Origin of the sequence: Albibacillus kandeliae (genome assembly GCF_003116585.1) — a bacterium.
Classification (GTDB): Bacteria; Pseudomonadota; Alphaproteobacteria; order Rhodobacterales; family Rhodobacteraceae; genus Albibacillus; species Albibacillus kandeliae.
Map to the genome: position 1 here is coordinate 140,335 of NZ_QEHM01000009.1, position 24,172 is coordinate 164,506.

A 24,172-nucleotide genomic window follows, 5' to 3' on the forward strand; every position below is an offset into this window, starting at 1 on the left:
CGTAATCTGGGTTCAGCGGGCCCGGCGCCGGGACCGGCGCCAGAGGAAGAGCGTGTGGATGGTATAGAGCGCCGTGAACCCGAGCAGCAGCTCGACGGTGCCTGACATCATCCGGGGCGGCGGGGGGGCGAGGAAGGGCAGGAACAGCAGGCGCAGCGCCAGCGCTCCCACCAGCACCGCCATCAGGGCCGACGGGACGGCAGAGACATGCGAGGACCGGATCAGGTCGCTCACGCCGGTTGCAAGAAAGGCGACGGACACCACGGCCACGGCGACCGGCCATGCGGTGCCTTCGACGGGCGGCAAGTAGCCTTCCATCAGCGGGACACTGGTGGCGGCGGTCCAGCCCAGCCACGTGGTCACCGGCAACATGATCGTATTCGCGAACAACAGGTCCATTTTGCGTCCTACAGCAAGGCCAGCACTATCATGACACATGTAGCAGCGAGTCCGATCGTCCAGAAGATCGAACGCCAGGGGGACCAGCCAAAAGCGTAGGCAGGCACATAGAGGACACGGGCGGCCAGGTAGAGCCAGGCGCAGCCAGCGGTCAGCGGGGAGGCGGCATTGCCCAGCGTCACCACCACGACGGCGATGGTAAAGAGGATCAGTCCCTCGAAATGGTTGTTCATCGCGCGGTGCAGGCGGCCCGTGCGGCGCGACATCATCATGTAGGGATTGTCGTGCGCGTGGTCCTGCGGATCACGCGGCCCCATCGTGGTGCGCGGGCCAAGTTCGGCATTGGCCGGAACCGCCATCAGCACGATCTGAAGGACCTGCAGCAGGGCGGCGAGGGCGAGAACCGTGACTTCGGCGGGCATGTTGCGGCCTCCTCAGACCAGCGCTGCGATATACATGGCGATGGTGGCGACAAGGCCGACCATGTAGATCACCGACCGCCAGGGCGCCCAGCCATAGGCATAGGCCGGGATGTAGAGCGCGCGCGCCGCGGCGTAGAGCAGGGCGCAGGCGGCGGTAAAGCCGCTGGCGCTGCCGGAGAGCACCACGCAGACCACGGCGCCGATGAAGAAGGGAAAATTCTCGGTATGGTTGGCAAGAGCGCGGCGCAGACGGCCTGTCATCACCGACATATCCAGCGGAACGTCCCGGGGCGAGGCATTGGCCTTGCCGCCCACGTCACGGTTCAGCAGGGATTGCGACCAGCCGACCAGAACCACGTGTTCCAGGGCGACGATGGCGAGGGCGACGAGTTCGGGGGTCATGCGGCGAAGCCTCTTGTGACGATCCGGGCGGGCAGGGCCCGCCCGTAACCAGGCGTTTGCAAGGGCGGGACTGGTCCCGCCCCCGGATCACAAATCCATCAGCAGGCGGCGCGGATCCTCGAGCGCTTCCTTGACGCGGACGAGGAAGGTCACGGCGCCCTTGCCGTCGACGATGCGGTGATCGTAGGACAGCGCGAGGTACATCATCGGGCGGATCTTGATCTCGCCGTTGATGACCATCGGACGATCCTGGATTTTGTGCATGCCGAGGATGCCCGACTGCGGGGGGTTCAGGATCGGCGAGGACATCAGCGAGCCGTAGACGCCACCGTTGGAGATGGTGAAGGTACCGCCCTGCATTTCCGCCATGGACAGCTTGCCGTCACGGGCGCGCTTGCCCTTCTCGGCGATGGCCTTCTCGATCTCGGCAAACGACATCTGGTCCGCGTCGCGGATGACCGGCACCACGAGGCCCTGCGGGGTCCCTGCGGCAACGCCCATGTGGACGAAGTTCTTGTAGACGATGTCGGTGCCGTCGATCTCGGCGTTGACTTCCGGCACTTCCTTCAGCGCGTGGCAGCAGGCCTTGGTGAAGAACGACATGAAGCCCATGCGGACGCCGTGCTTCTTCTCGAAGGCATCCTTGTAGGTGTTCCGCAGAGCCATCACCTCGGTCATGTCCACCTCGTTGTAGGTGGTCAGGATCGCGGCGGTGTTCTGGGCGTCCTTCAGGCGGCGTGCGATGGTCTGGCGCAGGCGGGTCATCTTGACCCGCTCTTCGCGGGCGGCGTCGTCGGCCGGAACCGGGGCGCGCGGTGCGGCAGCCGGGGCCGGAGCGGCGGCGGCGGCCGCGGTGCCGGCGGCCAGGGCCTTGGCAACGTCTTCCTTCATGATGCGACCGTCACGGCCCGAGCCGGTGACCTGATCGGCCGAGAGACCTGCCTCGGCCATCGCCTTCTTGGCGGCAGGGGCGTCCTCGACGTCGCTGCGGTTCGATGCGCCGGGGGTCGGGGTGGCATAGGCTTCGCCGTGGGCACCCTCTTCCTGCAGCTTCGGTGCGGCAGCGGCGCCAGCGCCCGAGCTCAGGACCGCGAGCTTGCCGCCGGCTTCGACGGTTTCGCCCTCGTTCTTCAGGATCTCGGTCAGCACGCCAGCGGCGGGGGCCGGAACCTCGACCGAAACCTTGTCGGTTTCCAACTCGCACAGCATCTCGTCCTGCGCGACGGTGTCGCCGACCTTCTTGAACCATGTCGAGACGGTCGCCTCGGTCACCGATTCACCCAGCGTCGGCACCATGACGTCGACGCTGGCACCACCCTTGGCGGGTGCGGCGCTCGGGCCCTCGGCCTTCTTCTGCGAGGGGCGTTCCTCGATGGTGGCAGAGCCTGCCTCGCCGGCTTCGGCGATGCTGGCGAGCAGGGCGTCGACCCCGACGGTATCCCCTTCGGCGGCGACGATGTCGGCCAGAACCCCGGCAACGGGGCTCGGCACTTCGACGGTCACCTTGTCGGTTTCCAGCTCGCAGAGCATTTCATCGACGGCGACGGTATCGCCGGGCTTCTTGAACCAGGTGGCAACGGTGGCCTCGGTCACGGATTCGCCGAGCGTCGGGACGCGGACTTCGGTCGTCATGGCTTACTTTCCTTCGATGGTCAGCGCTTCGTTCACGAGCGCAGCTTGTTGGGCTTTGTGTTGGCTGGCCAGACCCGTGGCGGGCGAGGCAGAGGTGGCGCGGCCCACGTAGACGGGGCGCTGGTGCTTGGCCCCGATACGGTTCAGCACCCATTCGATATTGGGCTCGATAAAGGTCCAGGCGCCCTGGTTCTTGGGCTCTTCCTGGCACCAGACCATCTCGGCTCCCTTGAAGCGCTCCAGCTCCTTGACCAGCGAGATCGCCGGGAAGGGATAGAACTGCTCGATCCGCAGCAGGTAGACATCGTCGATCCCGCGGGCATCGCGCTCTTCCAGCAGGTCGTAGTAGACCTTGCCCGAGCACATGACGACGCGCTTGATCTTCTTGTCGGCGACCAGCTTGGTGTCCGAGTTGCCCTTTTCCGCATCGTCCCACAGCACCCGGTGGAAGCTCGACCCGGTGGTGAAGTCCTCGGCGGTCGAGATGGCCAGCTTGTGGCGCAGCAGCGACTTGGGGGTCATCAGGATCAGCGGCTTGCGGAAGCTGCGGTGAATCTGGCGGCGCAGGATGTGGAAGTAGTTCGCCGGAGTCGTGCAGTTCGCGACGATCCAGTTGTCCTGCCCGCACATCTGCAGGAAGCGCTCGAGGCGGGCCGAGGAGTGCTCCGGACCCTGACCCTCGAAGCCGTGCGGCAGCAGGCAGACGAGGCCCGACATCCGCAGCCACTTGGATTCACCCGAGCTGATGAACTGGTCGAACATGATCTGCGCGCCGTTGGCGAAGTCGCCGAACTGGGCTTCCCACATGACCAGCGCGTTGGGCTCGGCCAGCGAGTAGCCGTATTCAAAGCCCAGCACCGCGTATTCCGACAGCATCGAGTCGATCACTTCGTAGTTCGACTGGCCCTGACGGATGTTGTTCAGCGGGTAGTACCGCTCTTCCGTCTCCTGGTCGATGAAGGCCGAATGGCGCTGCGAGAAGGTGCCGCGGGTGGAGTCCTGCCCGGCCAGGCGGACCGGGTAGCCCTCGGTCAGCAGCGAGCCGAAGGCCAGTGCCTCGCCGGTGGCCCAGTCAAAGCCCTTGCCGGTGTCGAACATTTCCTTCTTGGCGTCGAGCAGGCGCGAGACCGTCTTGTGCAGCGGGAAGCCGTCCGGTGCGGTGACCAGCGCCTTGCCCACTTCCTGCAGCGTTTCCGGAGTGATCTCGGTGGTGCCGCGCACGTAGTCTTCGTTGTTGCGGTCGAGGTGCGACCAGCGCCCGTCCAGCCAGTCGGCCTTGTTCGGCTTGTAGTCCTTGCCGGCCTCGAACTCGTCGTTCAGCATCGACTGGAACGCGGCCTTCATGTCCTCGATCTCGCCCTCGGGGATCAGCCCGTCCTTCACCAGTCGCTCGGTGTAGAGCGAGAGGGTGGTCTTGTGGGTCTTGATCTTCTTGTACATGACCGGGTTGGTGAACATGGGCTCGTCGCCCTCGTTGTGACCGAACCGGCGGTAGCAGAAGATGTCGATGACGACGTCCTTGTGGAACTTCTGGCGGAACTCGGTCGCGACCTTGGCGGCATGTACCACGGCCTCCGGGTCATCCCCGTTGACGTGGAAGATCGGCGCTTCGACCATCAGGGCGATGTCGGTCGGGTAGGGGCTCGACCGCGAGAAGTGCGGCGCGGTGGTAAAGCCGATCTGGTTGTTCACCACGATATGCATGGTGCCGCCGGTGCGGTGACCGCGCAGGCCGGACAGGCCGAAGCCCTCGGCCACCACGCCCTGGCCTGCGAAGGCCGCGTCGCCGTGCAGCAGCACGGGCAGCACGGCGGTGCGGTCGGGGTCGTGAAGCTGGTCCTGCTTGGCGCGGGCCTTGCCCAGAACGACCGGGTTCACCGCCTCGAGGTGCGAGGGGTTCGCGGTAAGCGACAGGTGCACGGTGTTGCCGTCGAACTCGCGGTCCGACGAGGCACCGAGGTGGTATTTCACGTCACCCGAACCGTCCACGTCCTCGGGCTTGAAGCTGCCGCCCTGGAATTCGTTGAAGATCGCGCGGTAGGGCTTCTGCATCACGTTGGCCAGCACCGAGAGGCGGCCGCGGTGGGGCATCCCGATGACGATCTCCTTGACGCCGAGGTTGCCGCCGCGCTTGATGATCTGCTCCATCGCGGGGATCAGGCTCTCGCCGCCGTCGAGGCCAAAGCGCTTGGTCCCCATGTACTTGACGTGCAGGAACTTCTCGAAGCCCTCGGCCTCGACCATCTTGTTCAGGATCGCCTTGCGGCCCTCGCGGGTAAAGCGGATCTCCTTGTCGAACCCTTCGATCCGTTCCTTCAGCCAGCCGGCTTCCTCGGGGTTCGAGATGTGCATGTACTGCAGCGCGAAGGTGCCGCAGTAGGTCCGCTTCACGATCTCCATGATCTGGCGCATCGAGGCCACCTGGAGGCCGAGCACGTTGTCGATGAAGATCGGCCGGTCCATGTCGGAATCGGCGAAACCATAAGTCTTGGGGTCCAGCTCCGGGTGCGGAGTCTGGTTGCGCATGCCCAGCGGGTCCAGGTCGGCGACCAGGTGACCGCGGATGCGGTAGGCGCGGATGATCATCAGCGCGCGGATCGAATCCAGCACCGCCCGCTTGATCTCTTCGTCAGAGACCTTGGCGCCGACTTCGGCGGCCTTGGCGGCGATCTTCTTGCCAGCGGCTTTCGCCTCTTCGGGTGCCGGTGCCCATTCCCCCGTCAGAGCGCCGGTCAGGTCGTCGTTCGGCATCGGCGGCCAGTCCGGACGGGCCCAGCTCGGACCCTTGGCTTCCGCCTTCACATCCAGTTCGGCATCGCCGAGGGCGCGGAAGAACTCGGCCCACGCGGCGTCCACGGCATTGGGATCGCCCGCGAATTGGGCGTAGAGCTGTTCGAGGTAGGCCGCGTTCGCGCCCTGCATGAAGCTCGAGGCGTGAAACTGGTCGTTGTTCGATTGGTCGGTCATCTGGCTGCCTCTTGGGGTTTTAGGACCGTGAAGGGGATCTGATTATTAGTCTTTCAAGCGCAAGGGCTTGCCGGCTGGCAGGTGGCAGCCTGCGCGCGCGGCCCACGGTCGGGCCACGCGCGCAGGGGTCTTTACTTACCGATCGCTTCCAGAACGGCCTCGCCCAGGGTCGCGGGGCTGTCCGCCACCACGATGCCTGCGGCCTTCATGGCTTCGATCTTGTCTTCGGCACCGCCCTTGCCGCCAGCGACGATGGCGCCAGCGTGGCCCATGCGGCGTCCCGGAGGAGCGGTACGGCCGGCGATGAAGCCCGCGGTCGGCTTCCAGCGGCCCTTCTTCCTCTCGTCGGCGAGGAACTGAGCGGCTTCTTCCTCGGCGGAACCGCCGATTTCACCGATCATGATGATCGCCTCGGTCTCGTCATCCGCCAGGAACCACTCCAGCACGTCGAGGTGCTCGGTGCCCTTGATCGGGTCGCCGCCGATGCCGACGCAGGTCGACTGGCCAAGGCCCACGTCGGTGGTCTGCTTGACCGCCTCATAGGTCAGCGTGCCCGAACGGGACACGACGCCGACTTTGCCGCGCTTGTGGATGTGGCCGGGCATGATGCCGATCTTGCAGGCGTCCGGGGTGATCACGCCGGGGCAGTTCGGCCCGATCAGCGTCGACTTGGAATCGATGAGGGCGCGCTTGACCTTCATCATGTCCAGAACCGGGATACCCTCGGTGATGCAGACGATCAGTTCCATCTCGGCGTCGATCGCCTCGAGGATCGAGTCGGCCGCGAACGGCGGCGGCACGTAGATCACGGTGGCATTCGCCTCGGTGACGTGCTTGGCCTCGTGGACCGAGTTGAAGACGGGCAGGCCCAGGTGCTCGATCCCGCCCTTGCCGGGGGTCACGCCGCCGACCATCTTGGTGCCGTAGGCAATGGCCTGCTCGGTGTGGAACGTGCCCTGCGAGCCGGTCAGGCCCTGGCAGATCACCTTGGTGTTTTCGTCGATAAGTACGGCCATGCTGGTCCCTTTTTCTTAGACGCGATAGGATTGATAGAAACGGCTGGTGCCGTTCCCGATGCAACTGTTGGCGGCGCCATCGGGCGCAACGCCGATCACCATCCCGATCGGATTGGTGGGGTCTTCGTACCGGGCGCAGAGGGCTGCGCGACCCGTCGAGGGGTCAACCGGGCCCTGCTCCGCCAGCCGGACGAAGCCGGGATAAATCTGGGGTACCACCCGGTCGAGCACCTGCGAGGCCTCGGTCACGCCCAGACGGGAGGTGGCCACGACGCATTCCTCGGGCATGTTGCCATAGTAGAGCTGAACCGTCACGGCGCCGCCCGCGGCGGTGAAGTAATGGGTGGTGTCGCCGTTGTCATAGGCCTCGAGCCCGGCCTGCTGGAAGCCTGCCGATAGGAACATGCTGGCCCGTGCCTCGGGCTGCACACCGGGCGTGATGCAAAGGCGCAACGCCTGTTCCGCACCGGCGGCCACGGCATCCTGTCCGCCGGACTGCGCCGCTGCCGGCAACTCGGCCGAGGCGGTCTGCATCCGGCTCACGCTGGCGGGATCGACACCGGCAAAGACCAGACCCGCGACCGTCCCGGTGCCGGGGATGGAATAGCTCAGCACCTCGGCGGTGAAGGGCAGGCCGCTCGCCACGTAGCGGCGCGACACGCCCTGTCCGGGCTGTGCTGGCGCGATGCTGGTAAAGCGGTTGCCGCGGGCGAACTGGTCCACCGCCGCATCCGCGTCGGCCTGCGACAGCTCCGGGCCGAAGGCGATGCAGTGGCCCGAACCGTCGTTGCCGACGAGCTTGATTTCCAGCGAAAGCGGCGCCGGGCCGTCCGCGCGCTCCAGGCGCCACAGGTTTTCCCCGATCTCGGAAGGACGCCAGCCGTTGCCGACCGAGCTGCCGATGGCATGGGCCAGATCGGCGGCGCGGCCATCGGTGCGCAGACCGTCAGCCGAGTTCAGGCACTGATCGAGCGCCGCCGCGAACCATTGCGTCCCGGCGGACTGGGCGCTGGCGCCGCCGCCGCCAAGGACGGCGAGCAGCAGACCGCCGGCAAGCGCCGCGATCAGTCGCGGCTGGCGAGCTCGTCCAGAATGCGGGTCAGCACCAGTGCGCCCCCGGCGATCACCAAGGACCGCCCGAGCGAAGCCCCGATATTGTCGGGCGCGACCAGCCGCAGCTTGTCCCGAGTACCGCGCGCCGCACGGCTCAGACGGCTCGACGGCGCGTCCTTGTCCAGCGGTACGGGGTCGGGAAGGTTCAGAAGCGACGGCGGCCGCTTCCAGATGAGAGCACCGGCGGCCACCAATCCAAGACCCAGCGCCAAGGGCGCCAGCCTGTCGCGGTTCCGGGTCACCGATGCCGGAAAGATCTCGGCCGGCAGTTTCGTCTTCATGTTCATGTCGCATACCTCCGCTGCCGAAGGAACACGCGGCAAGCGCCGCTGGTTCCGTCGCAGCCCGCAGGGGGCGGGGGGTATGCAACATGGAAAGGCTCATTTTGAACCACCGAAGGGGATCCGGGTCACCGCCTGATCCGCGCCGCCGCCGCCGTCGTTCCCGGACACGCATTTCGCGCCGGGAAGGTCATGCAGGCAATGTGAGGCAACGCATGTCATGGCGGTGACCCGGTCCGTCAGTTCAGCCCTTGACCGCTTTCACGATCTTCTGGGCGCCGTCCTTGAGGTCGTCGGCAGCGATCACGTCCAGACCGGACTCGTTGATGATCTTCTTGCCGAGGTCGACGTTGGTGCCTTCGAGACGCACCACCAGCGGAACCTTCAGGCCGACTTCCTTCACCGCGGCGATCACGCCCTCGGCGATGACGTCACAGCGCATGATGCCGCCGAAGATGTTCACAAGGATACCCTTCACGTTCGGGTCCGAGGTGATGATCTTGAACGCCTCGGTCACCTTCTCCTTGGTGGCGCCACCGCCCACGTCGAGGAAGTTGGCGGGCTCGGCGCCGTAGAGCTTGATGATGTCCATCGTCGCCATGGCCAGGCCCGCGCCGTTCACCATGCAGCCGATCTCGCCATCCAGCGCGATGTAGTTCAGGTCGTACTTGGAGGCCTGGAGTTCCTTCGGATCCTCTTCGGTCTCGTCGCGCAGCTCGGCCACTTCGGGCTGGCGGTACATGGCGTTGCCGTCAAAACCCAGCTTGGCGTCGAGCACCTTGAGCTTGCCGTCCTTCATCAGGATCAGCGGGTTGATTTCCAGCATCTCCATGTCCTTCTCGATGAAGGCCTTGTAGAGGATGCCCATCAGCTGCACGCACTGCTTGACCGCCGCGCCTTCAAGGCCGAGAGCAAACGCGATGCGACGGCCGTGGTAGGGCTGGTAGCCAGCTGCCGGGTCGACGGAGAAGCTCAGGATCTTCTCGGGGGTGGAGGCGGCGACCTCTTCGATGTCCATGCCGCCCTCGGTCGAGCAGACGAAGGAGACGCGGCTGGAGCCACGGTCGACCAGCAGGGCGAGATAGAGTTCGCGCTCGATGTCCGAACCGTCTTCGATGTAGATGCGGTTCACCTGCTTGCCGGCCGGGCCGGTCTGGTGGGTGACCAGGGTCTTGCCAAGCATCTTCTTGGCTTCCTCGGCGGCTTCTTCCACCGATTTGGCCAGGCGGACACCGCCTTTTTCACCGGCTTCGGCTTCTTTGAACGAACCCTTGCCGCGGCCGCCCGCGTGGATCTGCGCCTTGACGACCCAGAGCGGTCCGTCGAGTTCGCCTGCTGCGGTTTTCGCATCTTCTGCGCGGAGGACGACCTTGCCGTCGGAGACCGGCGCGCCATAGCTGCGAAGAAGGGCCTTGGCCTGGTATTCGTGGATGTTCATGGACTCTATCCCGTCTGCTGCGATTCAACCCGGGCTATACGCCCGGACTTGATATGGAGTTAAACGTTATTTTGCAGGAGAGCATGGGTTTTTGACAAAAAAGCGACATTTGTGATCACAGCTCGAAAATGTGTGATCACAAAGCCCCCGGCGCGGGCTGGAATTCGCTCATGCAGGTCCCGTGAACGTGGCGGAGCAGCCCTATTCGGCGCGAGTCATCACCAGGATCGAGCGCTCGTCGACGTTCGACAGGAGGATCATGTAGTCGTAGCCCGGCTGCACCACCCAGCCGCGTTCCCCCTTGGAGCCGTTCAGCATCTTGTCCGGGATCTCCTGCGTCATGCCGCCGGTCAGCTGCTTGAGCGCGCTGCCGATCGAGCCAAAGGCAGGCGCGGGCTTGTCCAGAACGAGGTAGCAGCCCTGCACCGCCCCACCGCCGGTTTCGAGGAAAACCGGTGGCTTTTCGGTGTGAATCCACGCCCGCAGGCTGCGGCCTTCGATCCTGCCGCCCTTCTCGTACCCCTGCGCCCGCAGGGCCGAGGTCAGGCCCATCACGCTCTTGCGGTGGGTGATGCACAGCGCGGCAAGCTGCTTGGCCGCCTCGGTGCCCGACGAGTAGGGCCGCGTGACGTAGCCAAAAACCGAGCCTTCCTGCCGCTTGATCGCCTTCGCCATCTCTCCACTGAGATCGCTGTCGGCCTGCGCGACGAAGGTGGAGGAGAGAAGAAGCGCACCGGCAAGGGTGGCGAAAAGCGGAATTCGAGGAAATTGCATAAGGGGAATTGGGAATTATCTCGGTTTCAGGGGTATTTCCAAATCAATTCTTAATGGCATTTCTCAAAATGAAAAGGGCCCGCGAAACGCGGGCCCAATCTGGTGTTGCTGCGACTGGTCTCAGGCCAGCGAGCTGTCGATGCCCTTGCAGGCCTCGACCAGGCCCTTCACGGCGTTGACCGAGTTGTCGAACATCGCCTGCTCGTCCTTGGTCATCTTGATGTCGATGACCTTCTCGATGCCACCGGCGCCGATCACGGTCGGCACGCCGACGTACATCCCTTTCAGGCCCAGGGCGCCGTCAACATAGGCCGCGCAGGGCAGGACGCGCTTCTGGTCCTTCAGGTAGGCTTCGGCCATTTCGATGGCCGAGGTGGCGGGCGCGTAGAAGGCCGAGCCGGTCTTCAGCAGGCCAACGATCTCGGCGCCGCCGTCACGGGTGCGCTGGATGATGCCGTCCAGCTTTTCCTGGGTGGTCCAGCCCATCGACACCAGGTCGGGGAGCGGGATACCGGCAACGGTCGAGTAACGGGCGAGCGGCACCATGGTGTCGCCGTGGCCGCCCAGCACGAAGGCGGTGACGTCTTTCATGGACACGCCGAACTCGGTGGCCAGGAAGTGACGGAAGCGTGCGGAGTCGAGCACGCCTGCCATGCCGCAGACTTTCGCGTGCGGCAGGCCCGAGAATTCGCGCAGGGCCCAGACCATCGCGTCGAGCGGGTTGGTGATGCAGATGACAAAGGCATCCGGAGCGTGGTCGCGGATGCCTTCACCGACGGATTTCATGACCTTGAGGTTGATGCCCAGCAGGTCGTCACGGCTCATACCCGGCTTGCGCGGCACACCGGCGGTGACGATGCAGACGTCGGCGCCAGCGATATCCGCGTAGGATTGGGTGCCCTTCAGCGTCGCATCGAAGCCTTCGGACGGGCCGGATTCTGCGATGTCGAGCGCCTTGCCCTCCGGAATGCCCTCGGCGATGTCGAACAGAACGACGTCGCCAAGTTCCTTGATTGCGGCGAGATGGGCGAGCGTGCCACCGATCTGCCCCGCACCGATCAGGGCGATTTTGGGTCTTGCCATTGGATGATCTCCAAAAGTGGTTTGAGGTTGGCCCCGTGCTACCCAATCGCGCCGATAGGCGCAAGTTTGCTCGCAAATGTCGGGCTTAGACCTTGATTCCAAAGGAAAGGGCCGCCCTCTGGAGGGCGGCCCGGTGCCTCATTCATAGGCGTTTGGCTTATCCGGCTTCGTATTCCGGCATCGCTTTCAGCGATTCCTCGTTGGCCTTCACGAAGACGCGGATGTCGTCACCTTCGATCGACTTCAGGAACTCAACTTCCTCGAAGGGGATGGCCACCGGCTTTTCGCCGATCCCGAGGAAACCGCCGACTTCGATCACAACGTCCTTGATCTCACCGCTGTCCGAGATCACCAGGCTGCCGATCTCGCCGACATTGTTGTCCTCGGAGTCGTAGACGGTGACACCTTCCAGCTGGTCGGTGGTCAGTTCGCCGGCTGCGGCCTGTTCGATCGGGGCATAACCCTCACGCATGTTGGCCGGGGCGGCATCGTCGGTGGCGACCGGAGCGGTGGCGAGCGAGCCGTCGGCGGCCGAGTCGGTCATCGAACCGTCGGTGGCCGGGGCAGTGCCGCTGTCGGCGCTCATCGAGCTGTTCTCATCGGTCGCGGCACCGGCATCCGACTCAGCGGACATATCGGTTTCGCTGTCGGTGGCAGCAGCACTCGGGTCGGCAGCCACGTCGGTATCGCTTTCGACCTCGGCGGCGGCGCCGGTGTCAGCCGAAGGCGTAGCGGCTTGTTCTTCCGAGTATTTCTTGACCTGACCATCGGTCTCGGTGTCGGTTGCAGTCTGCGCAACGGCAGCCGTACCAAGGGCAAAGATCATGGCGGTCGAAGTAAGAAGGCGTTTCATTTGAATTCTCCTCTCTTGTCCATTGCTGGTGTGACCAAACAACCCGGCCGACAGAGAGAAGTTCCCGCCTTTGTCCTGACTTCGGCATCAAACGGCGAAAGCCCGCCGGTTTCTGAATTGGGCGATCGCTTGCCTACGTGTCCCCCGATACCCCCGAGGTCGGGAGCGTGAGGAGATACGGTAGCGGGAGTGCGGCGACGGGGTGAATTCCCGGACGGGAGCCGCTTGTGAGGGCGCTACTGCGTGGCCACCACGGCGTCAGGCGTCGCTGTCTTCCGCCGGCAGAACCTCGTGAAGCGCCTCGAAGGACTGGCCCGAGGCGATCAGGCAGGTCACCCCGCTGGGCGAGGTCACGGTGATCGTCCATGTGCCCGTCGCCGAAGAGGCAAAGACCTCCATCACCGCGCCCTGCGGGCCCAGGCCGATGCTCTGCCGCGATTCGCCGTAACCGCCCGCCAGCCGCTCCACCACCACGTCGCGCGGGGCGCAGTTGCGCAGGGTTTCCGCCCGAGCCGTGACCGGGAAGAGGGCCGCCATCAAGGTCGCGGCCAGTGCGGCACCAATGGTCAGCCGGGCCGCCGCCCCGCGCGCCGTGCCGCCGTCATTCGTGAACTCCGTCATGCGTTCCACCTTTCTGCGCCGCCAATACGGGGCCTGTGCAGGAGTGTGACGCAGATAAGCTGAAGAATGATTAATCGGGCGCTCGCCCCGCCGGGATTTCATCCCTGGCAGTCTATGGTGCAGAACGCCGCCACGCCGCCCCTCCAGCGCATTCTGGGGCCCGGCGATGCTGCAATGCGGCGCTTTTCGCTTGAACTTTCCGTAAAACTATGCCCCTTGCTGACGCAACAATATTACCCCTTGGAGGAAGCCATGGACGCGCTGAACCGCCCCTACCGATCCGTTCTCTATATTCCTGCCTCCAAGGAAAGGGCGCTGGACAAGGCGCGGGGCCTGCCGGTCGATGCCATCATCTTCGATCTCGAGGACGCGGTCTCGCCCGAGGAAAAGGATGCCTCGCGCGCCACTCTCGCCGCGGCGCTCAAGGCGGGCGGATACGGCAACCGGGCGCGGATCGTGCGCATCAACGGGTTCGATACCCCTTGGGGCCGCGCCGATGCCGAGGCGGTGCGCGAGATGGATGCAGATGCGGTTCTTCTGCCTAAGGTGGCAGGCCCGGCAGACCTCGACGCGCTCGCCGGGATCACCGGCGACCTGCCGATCTGGGCGATGATGGAAACGCCGCGCGGCATGCTGAACGCGGCCGCCATCGCCGCCCACCCGAAGCTGCAGGGCATGGTCATGGGCACCAACGACCTCGCCAAGGAGCTTCAGACCCGCTTCCGCCCGGACCGCGAACCGCTTCTGGCTGGCCTCGGCCTCTGCCTGCTTGCCGCCAAGGCCGAGGGGCTGATCATCGTCGACGGCGTCTACAACGCCTACCTTGACGAAACCGGGCTGCAGCAGGAATGCGAGCAGGGTCGCGACATGGGGTTCGACGGCAAGACACTGATCCACCCCGCGCAGGTGGCGGTCACCAACGCCGCCTTTGCCCCCTCCGAGGAAGAGGTCGACCTGGCCCGCCGCCAGATCGCGGCCTTCGACGAGGTGCAGAAGTCGGGGCAGGGGGTCGCCGTGGTCGATGGCCGCATCGTCGAGAACCTGCACGTCGAGACCGCGCAAAAAACGCTGGCCAAGGCCGAGGCCATTGCCGCACTCACCGAAGATGCGTAATGTAAAAGCTATTCACATCCAGCAATCCCGCCAGGAGTGAACCAGCCAAAGGGGGCATTCATGCTTCTTCTCGTACTCGGTGTCCTGCTCTGGGCAGGCGCACATCTGTTCAAGCGGCTCGCACCGGGTGCCCGTGCCGCCATGGGCGACAAGGGGCGGGGCCCCATCGCGCTGGCGCTGCTCGCCTCGGTGATCCTGATGATCCTCGGCTACCGGATGTACGATGGCACCTTCTACTGGGGGCCCGCACCCGCGCTCAAGGGCATCAACAACCTGCTGATGCTGGTCTCGGTCTACCTCTTCGCCGCCGCCGGGATGAAGACCCGCGCCGCGCGGGTCCTGCGCCATCCGCAGCTGACCGGCTTCGCGCTCTGGTGCGTCGCGCACCTGCTGCCCAACGGCGATACCCCGTCCTTCATCCTGTGGGGCGGCCTGCTGGTCTGGGCCCTGCTGGAGATGGCACTGATCAACCGTGCCGAAAGCTGGACGCCGCCTGCGCCCGCCCCCGTAAAGAAAGAGATCATGGCGATCGTCGGCACCGTCGTCGTCTTCGGCGTGATTGCGGGCGTCCACATCATGCTCGGCTACAACCCATTCGGATAAGACAATGAAACTCTACCGCTTCCTCAGCGAGGACGACACCTCTGCCTTCTGCCACAAGGTTACCGCTGCCCTGAACAAGGGCTGGGAACTGCACGGCTCGCCCACCTATGCCTTCGACGCCGCGCGCGGCGTGATGCGCTGCGGGCAGTCCGTGGTCAAGGAGGTGGACGGCACCTATACCCCCGACGTGAAACTGGGAGCGCAGTGAATGGCCAAGACCAACCCGGGACGGTTCTTCGAGGATTACAAGGTCGGTGACGTGCTGCGCCACGCGGTGCCGCGCACGGTCAAGATGTGCGAGCGCGCGCTCTACCACGCGCTCTACCCGGCACGGCACGCACTGCACTCCTCGGACGAGTTCGCCAAGCTCTGCGGGCTGCCCTTCAGTCCGCTGGAGGACCTGATCGTCTTCCACGTGGTCTTCGGCAAGACCGTTCCGGACGTCTCGCTGAACGCGGTCGCGAACCTCGGCTATGCCGAGGGCCGCTGGCTGGCGCCTGTCTGGCCGGGCGACACGCTGACCTCGGTCTCCGAGGTGATCGGGCTCAAGCAGAACTCGAACGGCAAGACCGGGGTGGTCTACGTGCGTACCACCGGCTCGAACCAGCACGGCGAGCCGGTCATGGAATACTGCCGCTGGGTCATGGTGCGGAAGCAGAACCTCGATGCCCCGGCGCCGGAAACGGTGGTGCCCGAGCTCAAGGCGGTGCTGGACCCGAGCGATCTGGTGATCCCCAAGGGGCTCGACTTCACCACCTACGATTTCACCCTCGCGGGCGAGCCGCACCGCTGGGGCGACTACGAGGTGGGCGAGGTGATCGACCATGTCGATGGCGTCACCATCGAAGAGGCCGAGCACATGATCGCCACGCGCCTCTGGCAGAACACGGCCAAGGTGCACTTCGACGCCACTTTCCGGCCGGACGGCAAGCGGCTGATCTACGGCGGCCACGTGATCTCGATGGCGCGTGCGCTCTCGTTCAACGGGCTCGCCAACGCGCAGATGATCGTCGGCCTGAACGGCGGCGCCCATGCCAATCCCTGCTTCGCGGGGGATACGGTAAAGGTGTGGTCCGAGGTGCTGGACAAGGCCGAGACCTCGGCCCCCGGCGTCGGCGCGATCCGTCTGCGGCTGGTGGCGACCAAGGACGGCGAGCCCTTCCGGCTCAAGGACGACGACGGCAAGTACCTGCCCGAGGTCCTTCTCGACCTCGACTACTGGGCGCTGATGCCGCTCTGACGGGCAGGGGGCGCGCTGCGCCCCCGTCCACGCCCCGGCAGACGTCAGATCAGGACCATGTCCTCGGTCAGCCCCTCGATGCCGGTGAACCTCAGCAAGACGGTTGCGTCCTCCAGATCGATCCGGGTCAGTGCGCCCTGGGCCGAGACCAGCCCGTCCAGCGCGTCGTAGGTCCCGAGGTCGAATGCTGTCAGGTCAAGCAGGTCGCGGGCCTCGAAATCGGTGATCCGGTCGCGCCCGCCGCCCGGCGCGATCACGAAGGTATCGGCCCCGCCGCCGCCGGTCAGGCGGTCATTCCCCGCGCCCCCATCCAGCACATCCTGTCCGGCCCCACCGTTCAGCCGGTCGCGCCCAAGGCCGCCCAGCAGGGTGTCGCGGCCATTGCCGCCGAACAGGTCGTCCGAGCCGCCGCCGCCGATCAGGGTATCGTTACCGTCGCCGCCCCGGATGACATCCTCGCCGCCCCGGCCCGACAGCGTGTTGCGCGCGCCGTTCCCGGTGATCTCGTCATCGCCGGCCCCGCCCGTGGCCTTTTCGATCACCACGCCGTTCGCGATGGTAAACCCGCCGTGGATTCCCTCGGCATGGCTGACGTAACCGCCGCCACCCGCATTCGCCTTCAGGGTTGCGGCGCGCAGGTCGATCACCGTATCCGCCTGACCGCGATAGAGGATCTCGTCCGTCCCGCCCGCGTCCCAGATGGCGAGGTAGCCGCTCCCCGCCGCATTCTCGTCGGGCAGGACATAGCGGTCGTTGCCGGTGGCGGTCTCCATGTTCGCGCCGTACTTCGATTGGATCACCGCGATGTCGATTGCCGACGGGCCAAGGTTCCAGCCCCACGCGCGGCTTTCGGGCAGCCCCTCAGGCGCCTCGGGCCAGCCGTCGTTGTAGGTCATCACCGTGTAGACGCCCTGGTCCAGACCCAGCCCCTCGCCAATCTGCGGCATGACGTTCTGGCCGCTTCCGTCAAAGGGATGCGCAAGGCCCAGCCCGTGCCCGAACTCGTGCAGGAAGATGGTATACATGTAGCTTCCGGCATCCAGCAGGCCGGAGGCGCGACCGCCCCAGTAGGCTTCGCTGTTGAACCACGCGATGCCCTGCGTATCGCCATAGGCGGGGTCCGGCGGGTTCATGAAGCCGAGCGATCCGCCCGGTGAGCCGGATTTGGTCAGGCGGAAGGTGGCGGTGTCGGCGTCCTCGGTCTCGGAGATGACCAGATTGGCGACCGCCGCATAGGTCTCCAGTGCGGCCAAGGCCTGGGCCTTCTCGTAGGCGCTCCAGTCCCCGCTGTTGGCGGCAACGTCAAAGGCCTCGCCGTCCTTCGCGAAGTAGACGGTGATGGTGCCCGAGGGCAGGGCGACTCCAAGGTCGATGGACCCGAGAACGCGGGATTTGTTGTTGGACGCCATGTCAGCCTCGCTTGGTCAGGATCGAAGGAGGCTGGCGGAGTGTGGCGAGCTGATGCGGCCACCCAATACGGCTCTGCCGGATCGAGTCAACCACTGTCGCATTCTGTTTCCCGCAACAGCCCGCTTCGCGCTACTCTGGCCCCATGAGGAGGATTCTGTTCGCGCTCGCCGTTGGACTGACCCTGTGGCCGTGTACCCCGCGCGCCTGCGAAATCGCTCTGGCCCTTGCCGTCGATGTCTCCGGTTCGGTCGACGCGGGCGAGTATCGCCTTCAGATGGACGGTCTGGCCGCAGCGCTGCGCGATCCGCTGGTCTCCGAGGCGCTGGTGCGCGGGCAGGCCCGCCTGATGCTGGTGCAATGGACCGGCATGGGCCGCCAGCAGGTCACCATCCCCTGGACCACGGTCACCGGCTTCGACGTGCTCGACGCGCTGGCGGTAGAGGTGGCCGAGCATCCCCGCGTCTGGCGCAACTACTCGACCGCCATCGGCGAGGCGCTGCGCTACACCATGCGGTTCTTTCCCGAGGTCTCGGGCTGCAAGCGCCGGCTGATCGACGTCTCGGGCGACGGCGCCTCGAACGAGGGGCTGCCGCCCGAGGAGGTGCACGGCGCGCTGAACGACGCGGGAATCGTGGTCAACGCAATCGCCATCGAGCAGAGCGAGCCGGAGCTGACCGCCTATTTCTTCGAGCATGTCATCGTCGGCGAGGGCGCCTTCGTGGTGACCGCCGCAGATTTCGCGGACTATCCTGAGAAAATCCGCAAGAAGCTGCTACGAGAGGTGGTGTTGCAGACCGCCAGCCTGTCCGAGCCGCCGGAAACGCCCGCTCCCCTGTCGCCCAAAGCCGACGAAAAGCGTTGAAATTCAGCGAATCACGAGGCGCGTCAGCAAGGTTTCCATTTTTGTGATCACTAGCTGCGCAGCCGTGATCACATTTTCGCGCTAACACCGGTTGCTCTGTTAAAAAAGGGTCAGGTTTTCGATTCCTTCCCCGTGACACCGGCGTAAAATGGGATAATAACAGCACCAGCCAACCGGAAAGGAGCCATCTATGGCCGATGTCAATCGGGGCAACCGCCCACTCTCCCCCTTCATGATCGGAACGTACTACCGTCCCCAGATGACGTCGATTTCGTCGATCATGGTGAGGATCACGGGGATCGCGACGCTTGGCACTGCATTCCTTGTGGTTTGCTGGCTGCTGGCAGCCGCGACGTCGCCCGACGCCTTCGCCGTCGTGGACGGACTCCTGAGGAGCTTTGTCGGCGACATCCTGATGCTCTGCGCCACCTGGGCGATCTGGTATCACATGCTGGGCCGCCTGCGTCACGTCATCTGGGACCTGGGTTACCTCGTCGAGCTCGACGTCTCCCAGAAAATGGGCTGGGGCATGTTCATCGGTGCCACCGTCCTGACGATCATCACGGTTCTCGTGGTTTAAGGAGACCTCCCATGCGATTCTTGACTGACCGCAAACGCGCGCAGGGGCTCGGGTCCGGGCGCACCGGCACCCACCACCACTGGAAGATGATGATCAGCTCTGCCGTGCTGGTTGTTCTGGTGCCGCTTTTCGTCTTCACCTTCGGCACGGCCCTCGGCCGCGACTACGAAACCGTGCTTGCCTTCTTCGCACGTCCGTTCCCGGCGATCCTCACCGCGCTGACCGCCGTGGTCGTTATCCTGCACTGCAAGTCCGAGGCGGACGAGGCCATCATCGACTACGTGCACGGCACCCCGGGCAAGCTGCTGATCGTCGCTGTGGGCGCACTGTCCTACACGCTGATCGCCGCCGCTCTCTTCGCGCTGGTCAAACTGGCACTCTAGTTCGCGGGTTAAGGAAGAACAAAATGACTGCAGCTTACGAATACGAGACGCATGTATATGACGTCGTGGTCGTTGGTGCCGGTGGCGCGGGTCTGCGCGCCACGCTCGGCATGGCCGAGCAAGGGCTTCGCACCGCCTGCGTGACCAAGGTCTTCCCGACCCGTTCGCACACCGTTGCCGCCCAGGGCGGGATCGCCGCCTCGCTCTCGAACATGGGCCCTGACAACTGGCAGTGGCACATGTACGACACCGTCAAGGGCTCGGACTGGCTCGGCGACACCGACGCGATGGAATACCTCGCCCGGTCCGCCCCGGCCGCGGTTTACGAGCTCGAGCACTACGGCGTGCCCTTCTCGCGCACCGAAGAGGGCAAGATCTACCAGCGCCCCTTCGGCGGCCACACCACCGAATTCGGTGAAGGCCCGCCGGTGCAGCGGACCTGCGCCGCCGCCGACCGGACCGGCCACGCGATCCTGCACACGCTCTATGGCCAGTCGGTCAAGAACAACGCCGAATTCTACATCGAGTACTTCGCGATCGATCTGATCATGTCCGAGGACGGGCAGTGCCAGGGCGTGGTCTGCTGGAAGCTCGACGACGGCACCATGCACGTGTTCAACGCCAAGATGGTCGTGCTGGCCACCGGCGGCTACGGGCGCGCCTACTTCTCGGCCACGTCGGCCCATACCTGCACCGGCGACGGTGGCGGCATGGTGGCCCGCGCGGGTCTCGGCCTGCAGGACATGGAGTTCGTCCAGTTCCACCCCACCGGCATCTACGGCTCGGGCTGCCTGATCACCGAGGGCGCGCGGGGCGAGGGCGGTTACCTCACCAACTCCGAAGGCGAGCGTTTCATGGAACGCTACGCGCCGACCTACAAGGACCTCGCGCCGCGTGACTATGTCTCGCGCTCGATGACCATGGAAATCCGCGAAGGCCGCGGCGTTGGCGAACACGGCGACCACATCCACCTGAACCTCAGCCACCTTCCGGCCGAGGCGCTGGCGGAACGCCTGCCGGGCATCTCCGAGTCGGCCAAGATTTTCGCCGGCGTGGACGTGACCAAGGAACCGATCCCAGTTCTGCCGACCGTGCACTACAACATGGGCGGCATCCCGACCAACTACTGGGGCGAGGTGATCAACCCGACCGCGGACAACAAGAACGCCATCGTTCCGGGCCTGATGGCTGTGGGCGAGGCGGGCTGTGCCTCGGTGCACGGGGCCAACCGCCTCGGCTCCAACTCGCTGATCGACCTCGTGGTCTTCGGCCGCGCCGCCGCCATCCGCGCCGGCAAGGTGGTCGACGCGGACGCGCCGAACCCGGTTCTGAACCAGGCCTCGGTCGACAAGGCCTTCGACCGCTTCGACCGCTACCGCAACGCCAGCGGCGCCACCCCGACCGCGGAACTGCGGCTCGAGATGCAGCGCACCATGCAGGCCGACGCAGCCGTGTTCCGGACTGCCGAGACCATGAAGGAAGGCGTCGAGAAGATGGACGCCGTCGCGGCCAAGATGGACGACATCAAGGTCACCGACCGTTCGCTGATCTGGAACTCGGACCTGATGGAGACGCTGGAGCTGACCAACCTCATGCCCAACGCGCTCGCAACCATCTACGGCGCCGAGGCGCGCAAGGAGAGCCGCGGTGCCCACGCGCACGAGGACTTCCCCGAGCGTGACGACGAGAACTGGCGTGTGCACACCATCGCCCACCTCGACGGCAACAAGGTCGCGCTCAGCTATCGCGACGTGATCAAAGACCCGCTGACCACCGAGGACCAAGGCGGCATCAGCCTGAAGAAGATCGCGCCCAAGGCGCGGACGTTCTGAGGAGTAGGAAATGGTACAGTTCAGTCTTCCCAAGAACTCCAAGATCACCACGGGCAAAACCTGGCCAAAGCCCGAGGGCGCCAAGAACGTCCGCGAGTTCAAGATCTATCGCTGGAGTCCCGACGACGGGCAGAACCCGCGTGTCGACACCTACTACCTCGACATGGACAAGTGCGGCCCGATGGTCCTGGACGCGCTGATCAAGATCAAGAACGAGGTCGACCCGACCCTGACCTTCCGTCGCTCCTGCCGCGAAGGCATCTGCGGCTCCTGCGCCATGAACATCGACGGGCACAACACGCTCGCCTGCATCTTCGGCCTGGACGAGATCAGTAAGTCGACGGTCACGATCTACCCGCTGCCGCACATGCCGGTGGTCAAGGACCTGATCCCCGACCTCACGCACTTCTACGCGCAGCACGCCTCGATCATGCCGTGGCTGGAAACCAAGACCAACCGCCCGGCCAAGGAATGGCGGCAGTCCATCGAGGATCGCAAGAAACTCGACGGTCTCTATGAATGTGTGATGTGCGCCTCCTGTTCGACGGCCTGCCCGTCCTACTGGTGGAACGGCGACCGTTACCTCGGCCCCGCCGCGCTGCTGCACGCCTACCGCTGGATCATCGACAGCCGCGACGAAGCCACGGGCGAGCGTCTCGACAACCTCGAGGACCCGTTCAAGCTCTATCGCTGCCACACCATCATGAACTGCACCAAGACGTGCCCGAAGGGTCTGAACCCGGCCAAGGCCATCGCGGAAATCAAGAAGATGATGGTGGAACGCGCCGTCTGAGCCGTCACCGGCCAGCACGCACTGCAAAAAAAGAGGCCGCGCCGGACCCCCGGTGCGGCCTTTGCCTTTTCTGGGTGCAGGGCAGGGGGCGAGACTACATCCTCGCGGCGTCGCCTGTCCCTGATCCACATCAAATGCTGCGTTGCAGCAAGCGCATGACGAGGTTGCGCTCTTGGGCGGTGCTCATTTCCGGCGATTGGCTTACCTGTCTCGTCGGGGAGAGGATGAGCGATACTGGACCGAAACCATGAACCCGACCGAACAAAAGACCATCTCCGCCCAAGACGCCCTCGATCTGCTGAACGACGCATGGGCCTATTACACCCCGGCGGAAACCGCCCCGGCAGCAGACAAGGCTGAAGAGCTTTTCGAATACGCCGACGCCGCCTGATCGCAGGCAGCCGGTACCCTGATCGTCGCGGCCCGCGCCCCTAGCGGCGCAGGTCCGCGAGGCAGGTCCTGAGCAAGGCGATATCGGCCTCGCGCGACAACGTCGGCGCATGGCCGCAATCGGCAAACTCGGTAAGGGCAGGGCGCGGCCCGCTTTCCAACATCCGCTTGCAGATGTCCGCAGTCAGCAGGTCTGACTGCTGCCCCCGGAACAGGTGCGTCGGCGTCTTGATCCGCTGCCAGCGATCCCACATCGTCAGTTCGTGCCGCGAGGCGGTGAACTGCACCGTGATCTTCGGGTCGTAGTGCAGCGTCAGCCGCCCTTCGCGGTTGCGCCGCATCGAACTCCGCGCCATGCGCTGCCAGAAGGCATCACCGGCGGGTCCGAAGGGCGTATAGACCGCGCGCAGCCAGGCCTCGGCCTCGGCAAACCGCGAGAACACCGGCAGGTCCGCCACGTAGGTCAGGATGCGCCGGATTGCGGCCTCGGGCACGTCCGGGCCGATATCGTTCACCAGCAGACAGCTCAGGCGATCCGCATCCGGCCCGGAGGCCAGCCGCATCCCGATCAGCGCGCCCATCGAGGTTCCGAACCACGCCACGCGGTCAAGGCCGTAGTGGTCCAGAAGGTCACTGGCGACGCCGGTATAATACTCGATGGAATACTCGGCCTCGGGGTTGTCGGACCAGCTCGACAGGCCCCGCCCGATCATGTCGGGGCAGAGTACGAAGTACTCCTCAGACAGGGCGGCGGCGATCTCGTCGAAATCGCGGCCCGTGCGCGCCAGCCCGTGCCACATGACCAGCGCGGGCTTGTCCGGTGTGCCCCACTCGGTCACGTGAACCTCGTGGTCCATCACCGGAACAAAGCTGAAGCGCGGCCCGTTCATCCCCGCGCCCCCTTGGTCATCAGTGTCCCGACGATGCCCTTCGGAAAGAAGTAGACCAGCAGGATGAAGATCAGACCCAGCCAGAACAGCCAGCGGTCGGGGTTCAGCAGTTCGGGCAGCAGCGGCACCGAGGAAACCACCTCGGCCGCGGCACCCATCAGGTCACGCAGGTAGTACTGCGCCAGCACCAGCAGCACCGCGCCCACGACCGCGCCCCACATCGTCCCCATGCCGCCGATCACCACCATCAGCAGGATGTCGATCATGATGTCAAAGGACAGCGCGGTCTCCGGCCCGGTGTACTTGAGCCAGACGGCGTAGACGGTGCCGACCAGCGAGGCGACGGCGGCGGAAAGGCAGAACACGAAGGTCCGGTAAGCCACCACGCGATAGCCGATGGCCTCGGCCCGCACGTCGTTCTCGCGGATCGCCTCCAGCACGGTGCCCAGCGGCGAGACGGTGATGCGCAGCAACAGCAGGAACAGTACCAGCGTGCTGAGGAAGACGAAGTAATAGGCCGCGATCTTGCCGTTCAGGCTGACCCCGAACAGCTTGACCACCTTGCCCGCGTCATCGACCAGCAGCTTGGTCGCCGGCTTGAACAGGTCCGGGACCTTGTAGGTGATCCCGTCCTCGCCGCCGGTGAACTGCGACAGCTGCGAGGCCAGCACCAGCACCACCGACGCGGCGGCGAGGGTGATCATGGCGAAGAAGATCGCCTTGACCCGCAGGCTGACCAGCCCGATGGCGGCGGCGATCACCAGCGAGACCAGCATCCCCAGCACCCCGCCCAGCAGGACCGCGTTCCAGCCGGGTCCCATCTCCTTCAGGGCGATGGCAGCGCCATAGGCGCCGAAGCCGAAGAACATGGTATGGGCAAAGCTGACGATGCCGGTATAGCCGATCAGCAGGTCATAGCTGGCCACCAGCACGATGAAGATGCAGATCCGCGCGGCCACCTCGATCGAGCGCACGTCCTGGAACAGGAAGGGCGCGAACAGCAGCGCGGCGGCGATGATCAGCATCACGGCCTTCACGCCGAGGGCTCCGAATGTCATTTTCCGGGTCATCTCTG

General features: G+C 65.2%; 26 protein-coding genes. 10 read left to right on the forward strand and 16 right to left on the reverse strand.

From position 1 onward, the window contains the following. Nucleotides 1–12 precede the first annotated feature (12 nt). The 13 genes from DDT93_RS20285 to DDT93_RS20345 form a co-directional block, all read right to left on the reverse strand. Complete coding sequence (locus DDT93_RS20285; RefSeq protein WP_109467715.1) at nucleotides 13–399, reverse strand: hypothetical protein; 387 nt, start codon at nucleotides 397–399, stop codon at nucleotides 13–15. 8 nt (nucleotides 400–407) lie between these two features. Continuing rightward, on the reverse strand, nucleotides 408–821 hold the full coding sequence (locus tag DDT93_RS20290; RefSeq protein WP_109467716.1) for an MAPEG family protein: 414 nt from the start codon (nucleotides 819–821) through the stop codon (nucleotides 408–410). Nucleotides 822–833: 12 nt separating this feature from the next. After that, nucleotides 834–1,223, reverse strand: coding sequence for an MAPEG family protein (locus DDT93_RS20295; RefSeq protein WP_109467717.1), 390 nt, complete (start codon nucleotides 1,221–1,223; stop codon nucleotides 834–836). A gap of 87 nt (nucleotides 1,224–1,310) precedes the next feature. Further along, on the reverse strand, nucleotides 1,311–2,855 hold the full coding sequence (odhB, locus tag DDT93_RS20300) for a 2-oxoglutarate dehydrogenase complex dihydrolipoyllysine-residue succinyltransferase (RefSeq protein ID WP_109467718.1): 1,545 nt from the start codon (nucleotides 2,853–2,855) through the stop codon (nucleotides 1,311–1,313). A 3-nt stretch (nucleotides 2,856–2,858) separates the two neighbouring features. Beyond that, the gene (locus tag DDT93_RS20305) at nucleotides 2,859–5,822 is read right to left on the reverse strand and encodes a 2-oxoglutarate dehydrogenase E1 component (RefSeq protein WP_109467719.1); all 2,964 of its coding nucleotides are present in this window, start codon (nucleotides 5,820–5,822) and stop codon (nucleotides 2,859–2,861) included. A gap of 131 nt (nucleotides 5,823–5,953) precedes the next feature. Next, complete coding sequence (gene sucD / locus DDT93_RS20310; protein WP_109467720.1) at nucleotides 5,954–6,838, reverse strand: succinate--CoA ligase subunit alpha; 885 nt, start codon at nucleotides 6,836–6,838, stop codon at nucleotides 5,954–5,956. Between the two features lie 15 nt (nucleotides 6,839–6,853). Beyond that, nucleotides 6,854–7,561 (reverse strand): hypothetical protein, encoded by a 708-nt coding sequence (locus DDT93_RS20315; protein WP_109467721.1) that lies wholly within the window; start codon nucleotides 7,559–7,561, stop codon nucleotides 6,854–6,856. Between the two features lie 341 nt (nucleotides 7,562–7,902). After that, nucleotides 7,903–8,238: a hypothetical protein gene (locus tag DDT93_RS20320; RefSeq protein WP_109467722.1), complete on the reverse strand. Its 336-nt coding sequence runs from the start codon at nucleotides 8,236–8,238 to the stop codon at nucleotides 7,903–7,905. A 238-nt stretch (nucleotides 8,239–8,476) separates the two neighbouring features. Continuing rightward, complete coding sequence (gene sucC / locus DDT93_RS20325; protein ID WP_109467723.1) at nucleotides 8,477–9,670, reverse strand: ADP-forming succinate--CoA ligase subunit beta; 1,194 nt, start codon at nucleotides 9,668–9,670, stop codon at nucleotides 8,477–8,479. 201 nt (nucleotides 9,671–9,871) lie between these two features. Further along, the gene (locus DDT93_RS20330) at nucleotides 9,872–10,444 is read right to left on the reverse strand and encodes a hypothetical protein (protein ID WP_109467724.1); all 573 of its coding nucleotides are present in this window, start codon (nucleotides 10,442–10,444) and stop codon (nucleotides 9,872–9,874) included. Between the two features lie 120 nt (nucleotides 10,445–10,564). Beyond that, complete coding sequence (mdh, locus tag DDT93_RS20335) at nucleotides 10,565–11,527, reverse strand: malate dehydrogenase (protein ID WP_109467725.1); 963 nt, start codon at nucleotides 11,525–11,527, stop codon at nucleotides 10,565–10,567. 157 nt (nucleotides 11,528–11,684) lie between these two features. Beyond that, the gene (locus DDT93_RS20340) at nucleotides 11,685–12,380 is read right to left on the reverse strand and encodes a PRC-barrel domain-containing protein (RefSeq protein WP_109467726.1); all 696 of its coding nucleotides are present in this window, start codon (nucleotides 12,378–12,380) and stop codon (nucleotides 11,685–11,687) included. A 258-nt stretch (nucleotides 12,381–12,638) separates the two neighbouring features. Next, nucleotides 12,639–12,917: a hypothetical protein gene (locus DDT93_RS20345; protein ID WP_109467891.1), complete on the reverse strand. Its 279-nt coding sequence runs from the start codon at nucleotides 12,915–12,917 to the stop codon at nucleotides 12,639–12,641. Nucleotides 12,918–13,253: 336 nt separating this feature from the next. Here DDT93_RS20345 and DDT93_RS20350 point away from each other — a divergent pair, with 336 nt between their 5' ends. The 4 genes from DDT93_RS20350 to DDT93_RS20365 are packed head-to-tail and all read left to right on the forward strand — an operon-like array spanning nucleotide 13,254 to nucleotide 15,957. Next, nucleotides 13,254–14,114, forward strand: coding sequence for an HpcH/HpaI aldolase/citrate lyase family protein (locus DDT93_RS20350; RefSeq protein WP_109467727.1), 861 nt, complete (start codon nucleotides 13,254–13,256; stop codon nucleotides 14,112–14,114). 60 nt (nucleotides 14,115–14,174) lie between these two features. After that, nucleotides 14,175–14,717 (forward strand): NnrU family protein, encoded by a 543-nt coding sequence (locus tag DDT93_RS20355; RefSeq protein WP_109467728.1) that lies wholly within the window; start codon nucleotides 14,175–14,177, stop codon nucleotides 14,715–14,717. A gap of 4 nt (nucleotides 14,718–14,721) precedes the next feature. After that, the gene (locus DDT93_RS20360; protein WP_109467729.1) at nucleotides 14,722–14,925 is read left to right on the forward strand and encodes a DUF1737 domain-containing protein; all 204 of its coding nucleotides are present in this window, start codon (nucleotides 14,722–14,724) and stop codon (nucleotides 14,923–14,925) included. Beyond that, nucleotides 14,926–15,957, forward strand: coding sequence for a MaoC family dehydratase (locus DDT93_RS20365; RefSeq protein ID WP_109467730.1), 1,032 nt, complete (start codon nucleotides 14,926–14,928; stop codon nucleotides 15,955–15,957). It begins immediately after the preceding gene. Nucleotides 15,958–16,001: 44 nt separating this feature from the next. On the opposite strand, the gene DDT93_RS20370 is transcribed toward DDT93_RS20365, so the two are convergent. Then, entirely contained in the window at nucleotides 16,002–17,366 is a 1,365-nt protein-coding gene (locus tag DDT93_RS20370; RefSeq protein ID WP_109467731.1) for a M10 family metallopeptidase C-terminal domain-containing protein, read from the reverse strand. Nucleotides 17,367–17,509: 143 nt separating this feature from the next. On the opposite strand from DDT93_RS20370, the gene DDT93_RS20375 reads away from it, so the two are divergent. The 6 genes from DDT93_RS20375 (at nucleotide 17,510) to DDT93_RS26800 (ending at nucleotide 22,208) form a co-directional block, all read left to right on the forward strand. Then, nucleotides 17,510–18,229 (forward strand): DUF1194 domain-containing protein, encoded by a 720-nt coding sequence (locus DDT93_RS20375; protein ID WP_109467732.1) that lies wholly within the window; start codon nucleotides 17,510–17,512, stop codon nucleotides 18,227–18,229. A gap of 190 nt (nucleotides 18,230–18,419) precedes the next feature. Next, nucleotides 18,420–18,809 (forward strand): succinate dehydrogenase, cytochrome b556 subunit, encoded by a 390-nt coding sequence (gene sdhC / locus DDT93_RS20380; RefSeq protein ID WP_109467733.1) that lies wholly within the window; start codon nucleotides 18,420–18,422, stop codon nucleotides 18,807–18,809. Nucleotides 18,810–18,820: 11 nt separating this feature from the next. Beyond that, entirely contained in the window at nucleotides 18,821–19,192 is a 372-nt protein-coding gene (sdhD, locus tag DDT93_RS20385) for a succinate dehydrogenase, hydrophobic membrane anchor protein (RefSeq protein WP_109467734.1), read from the forward strand. A gap of 23 nt (nucleotides 19,193–19,215) precedes the next feature. Beyond that, on the forward strand, nucleotides 19,216–21,024 hold the full coding sequence (gene sdhA / locus DDT93_RS20390) for a succinate dehydrogenase flavoprotein subunit (protein ID WP_109467735.1): 1,809 nt from the start codon (nucleotides 19,216–19,218) through the stop codon (nucleotides 21,022–21,024). A 10-nt stretch (nucleotides 21,025–21,034) separates the two neighbouring features. Continuing rightward, a complete protein-coding gene (locus tag DDT93_RS20395; RefSeq protein ID WP_109467736.1) occupies nucleotides 21,035–21,817 on the forward strand; it encodes a succinate dehydrogenase iron-sulfur subunit in 783 nt (260 codons plus the stop codon). A 247-nt stretch (nucleotides 21,818–22,064) separates the two neighbouring features. Next, complete coding sequence (locus tag DDT93_RS26800) at nucleotides 22,065–22,208, forward strand: hypothetical protein (RefSeq protein ID WP_198654921.1); 144 nt, start codon at nucleotides 22,065–22,067, stop codon at nucleotides 22,206–22,208. A 40-nt stretch (nucleotides 22,209–22,248) separates the two neighbouring features. Here the strand turns inward: DDT93_RS26800 and DDT93_RS20400 are convergent, their stop codons facing one another. Together DDT93_RS20400 and DDT93_RS20405 are read right to left on the reverse strand one after the other, a co-directional pair. Beyond that, nucleotides 22,249–23,097 carry an alpha/beta fold hydrolase gene (locus DDT93_RS20400; protein WP_109467737.1) on the reverse strand — a complete coding sequence of 283 codons (849 nt, stop codon included), beginning with the start codon at nucleotides 23,095–23,097 and terminating at the stop codon, nucleotides 22,249–22,251. Further along, nucleotides 23,094–24,155 (reverse strand): branched-chain amino acid ABC transporter permease, encoded by a 1,062-nt coding sequence (locus DDT93_RS20405; protein ID WP_232825517.1) that lies wholly within the window; start codon nucleotides 24,153–24,155, stop codon nucleotides 23,094–23,096. Before DDT93_RS20405 ends, DDT93_RS20400 begins: the two co-directional genes overlap by 4 nt. Nucleotides 24,156–24,172: the final 17 nt, after the last annotated feature.

Coding starts and splice junctions, on each gene's coding strand:
- DDT93_RS20285 (WP_109467715.1), bottom strand. CDS start 399: ATGGACCTGTTGTTCGCGAATACGATCATGTTGCCGGTGACCACGTGG.
- DDT93_RS20290 (WP_109467716.1), bottom strand. CDS start 821: ATGCCCGCCGAAGTCACGGTTCTCGCCCTCGCCGCCCTGCTGCAGGTC.
- DDT93_RS20295 (WP_109467717.1), bottom strand. CDS start 1,223: ATGACCCCCGAACTCGTCGCCCTCGCCATCGTCGCCCTGGAACACGTG.
- odhB (WP_109467718.1), bottom strand. CDS start 2,855: ATGACGACCGAAGTCCGCGTCCCGACGCTCGGCGAATCCGTGACCGAG.
- DDT93_RS20305 (WP_109467719.1), bottom strand. CDS start 5,822: ATGACCGACCAATCGAACAACGACCAGTTTCACGCCTCGAGCTTCATG.
- sucD (WP_109467720.1), bottom strand. CDS start 6,838: ATGGCCGTACTTATCGACGAAAACACCAAGGTGATCTGCCAGGGCCTG.
- DDT93_RS20320 (WP_109467722.1), bottom strand. CDS start 8,238: ATGAACATGAAGACGAAACTGCCGGCCGAGATCTTTCCGGCATCGGTG.
- sucC (WP_109467723.1), bottom strand. CDS start 9,670: ATGAACATCCACGAATACCAGGCCAAGGCCCTTCTTCGCAGCTATGGC.
- DDT93_RS20330 (WP_109467724.1), bottom strand. CDS start 10,444: ATGCAATTTCCTCGAATTCCGCTTTTCGCCACCCTTGCCGGTGCGCTT.
- mdh (WP_109467725.1), bottom strand. CDS start 11,527: ATGGCAAGACCCAAAATCGCCCTGATCGGTGCGGGGCAGATCGGTGGC.
- DDT93_RS20340 (WP_109467726.1), bottom strand. CDS start 12,380: ATGAAACGCCTTCTTACTTCGACCGCCATGATCTTTGCCCTTGGTACG.
- DDT93_RS20345 (WP_109467891.1), bottom strand. CDS start 12,917: ATGGCGGCCCTCTTCCCGGTCACGGCTCGGGCGGAAACCCTGCGCAAC.
- DDT93_RS20350 (WP_109467727.1), top strand. CDS start 13,254: ATGGACGCGCTGAACCGCCCCTACCGATCCGTTCTCTATATTCCTGCC.
- DDT93_RS20355 (WP_109467728.1), top strand. CDS start 14,175: ATGCTTCTTCTCGTACTCGGTGTCCTGCTCTGGGCAGGCGCACATCTG.
- DDT93_RS20360 (WP_109467729.1), top strand. CDS start 14,722: ATGAAACTCTACCGCTTCCTCAGCGAGGACGACACCTCTGCCTTCTGC.
- DDT93_RS20365 (WP_109467730.1), top strand. CDS start 14,926: ATGGCCAAGACCAACCCGGGACGGTTCTTCGAGGATTACAAGGTCGGT.
- DDT93_RS20370 (WP_109467731.1), bottom strand. CDS start 17,366: ATGGCGTCCAACAACAAATCCCGCGTTCTCGGGTCCATCGACCTTGGA.
- DDT93_RS20375 (WP_109467732.1), top strand. CDS start 17,510: ATGAGGAGGATTCTGTTCGCGCTCGCCGTTGGACTGACCCTGTGGCCG.
- sdhC (WP_109467733.1), top strand. CDS start 18,420: ATGGCCGATGTCAATCGGGGCAACCGCCCACTCTCCCCCTTCATGATC.
- sdhD (WP_109467734.1), top strand. CDS start 18,821: ATGCGATTCTTGACTGACCGCAAACGCGCGCAGGGGCTCGGGTCCGGG.
- sdhA (WP_109467735.1), top strand. CDS start 19,216: ATGACTGCAGCTTACGAATACGAGACGCATGTATATGACGTCGTGGTC.
- DDT93_RS20395 (WP_109467736.1), top strand. CDS start 21,035: ATGGTACAGTTCAGTCTTCCCAAGAACTCCAAGATCACCACGGGCAAA.
- DDT93_RS26800 (WP_198654921.1), top strand. CDS start 22,065: ATGAACCCGACCGAACAAAAGACCATCTCCGCCCAAGACGCCCTCGAT.
- DDT93_RS20400 (WP_109467737.1), bottom strand. CDS start 23,097: ATGAACGGGCCGCGCTTCAGCTTTGTTCCGGTGATGGACCACGAGGTT.
- DDT93_RS20405 (WP_232825517.1), bottom strand. CDS start 24,155: ATGACATTCGGAGCCCTCGGCGTGAAGGCCGTGATGCTGATCATCGCC.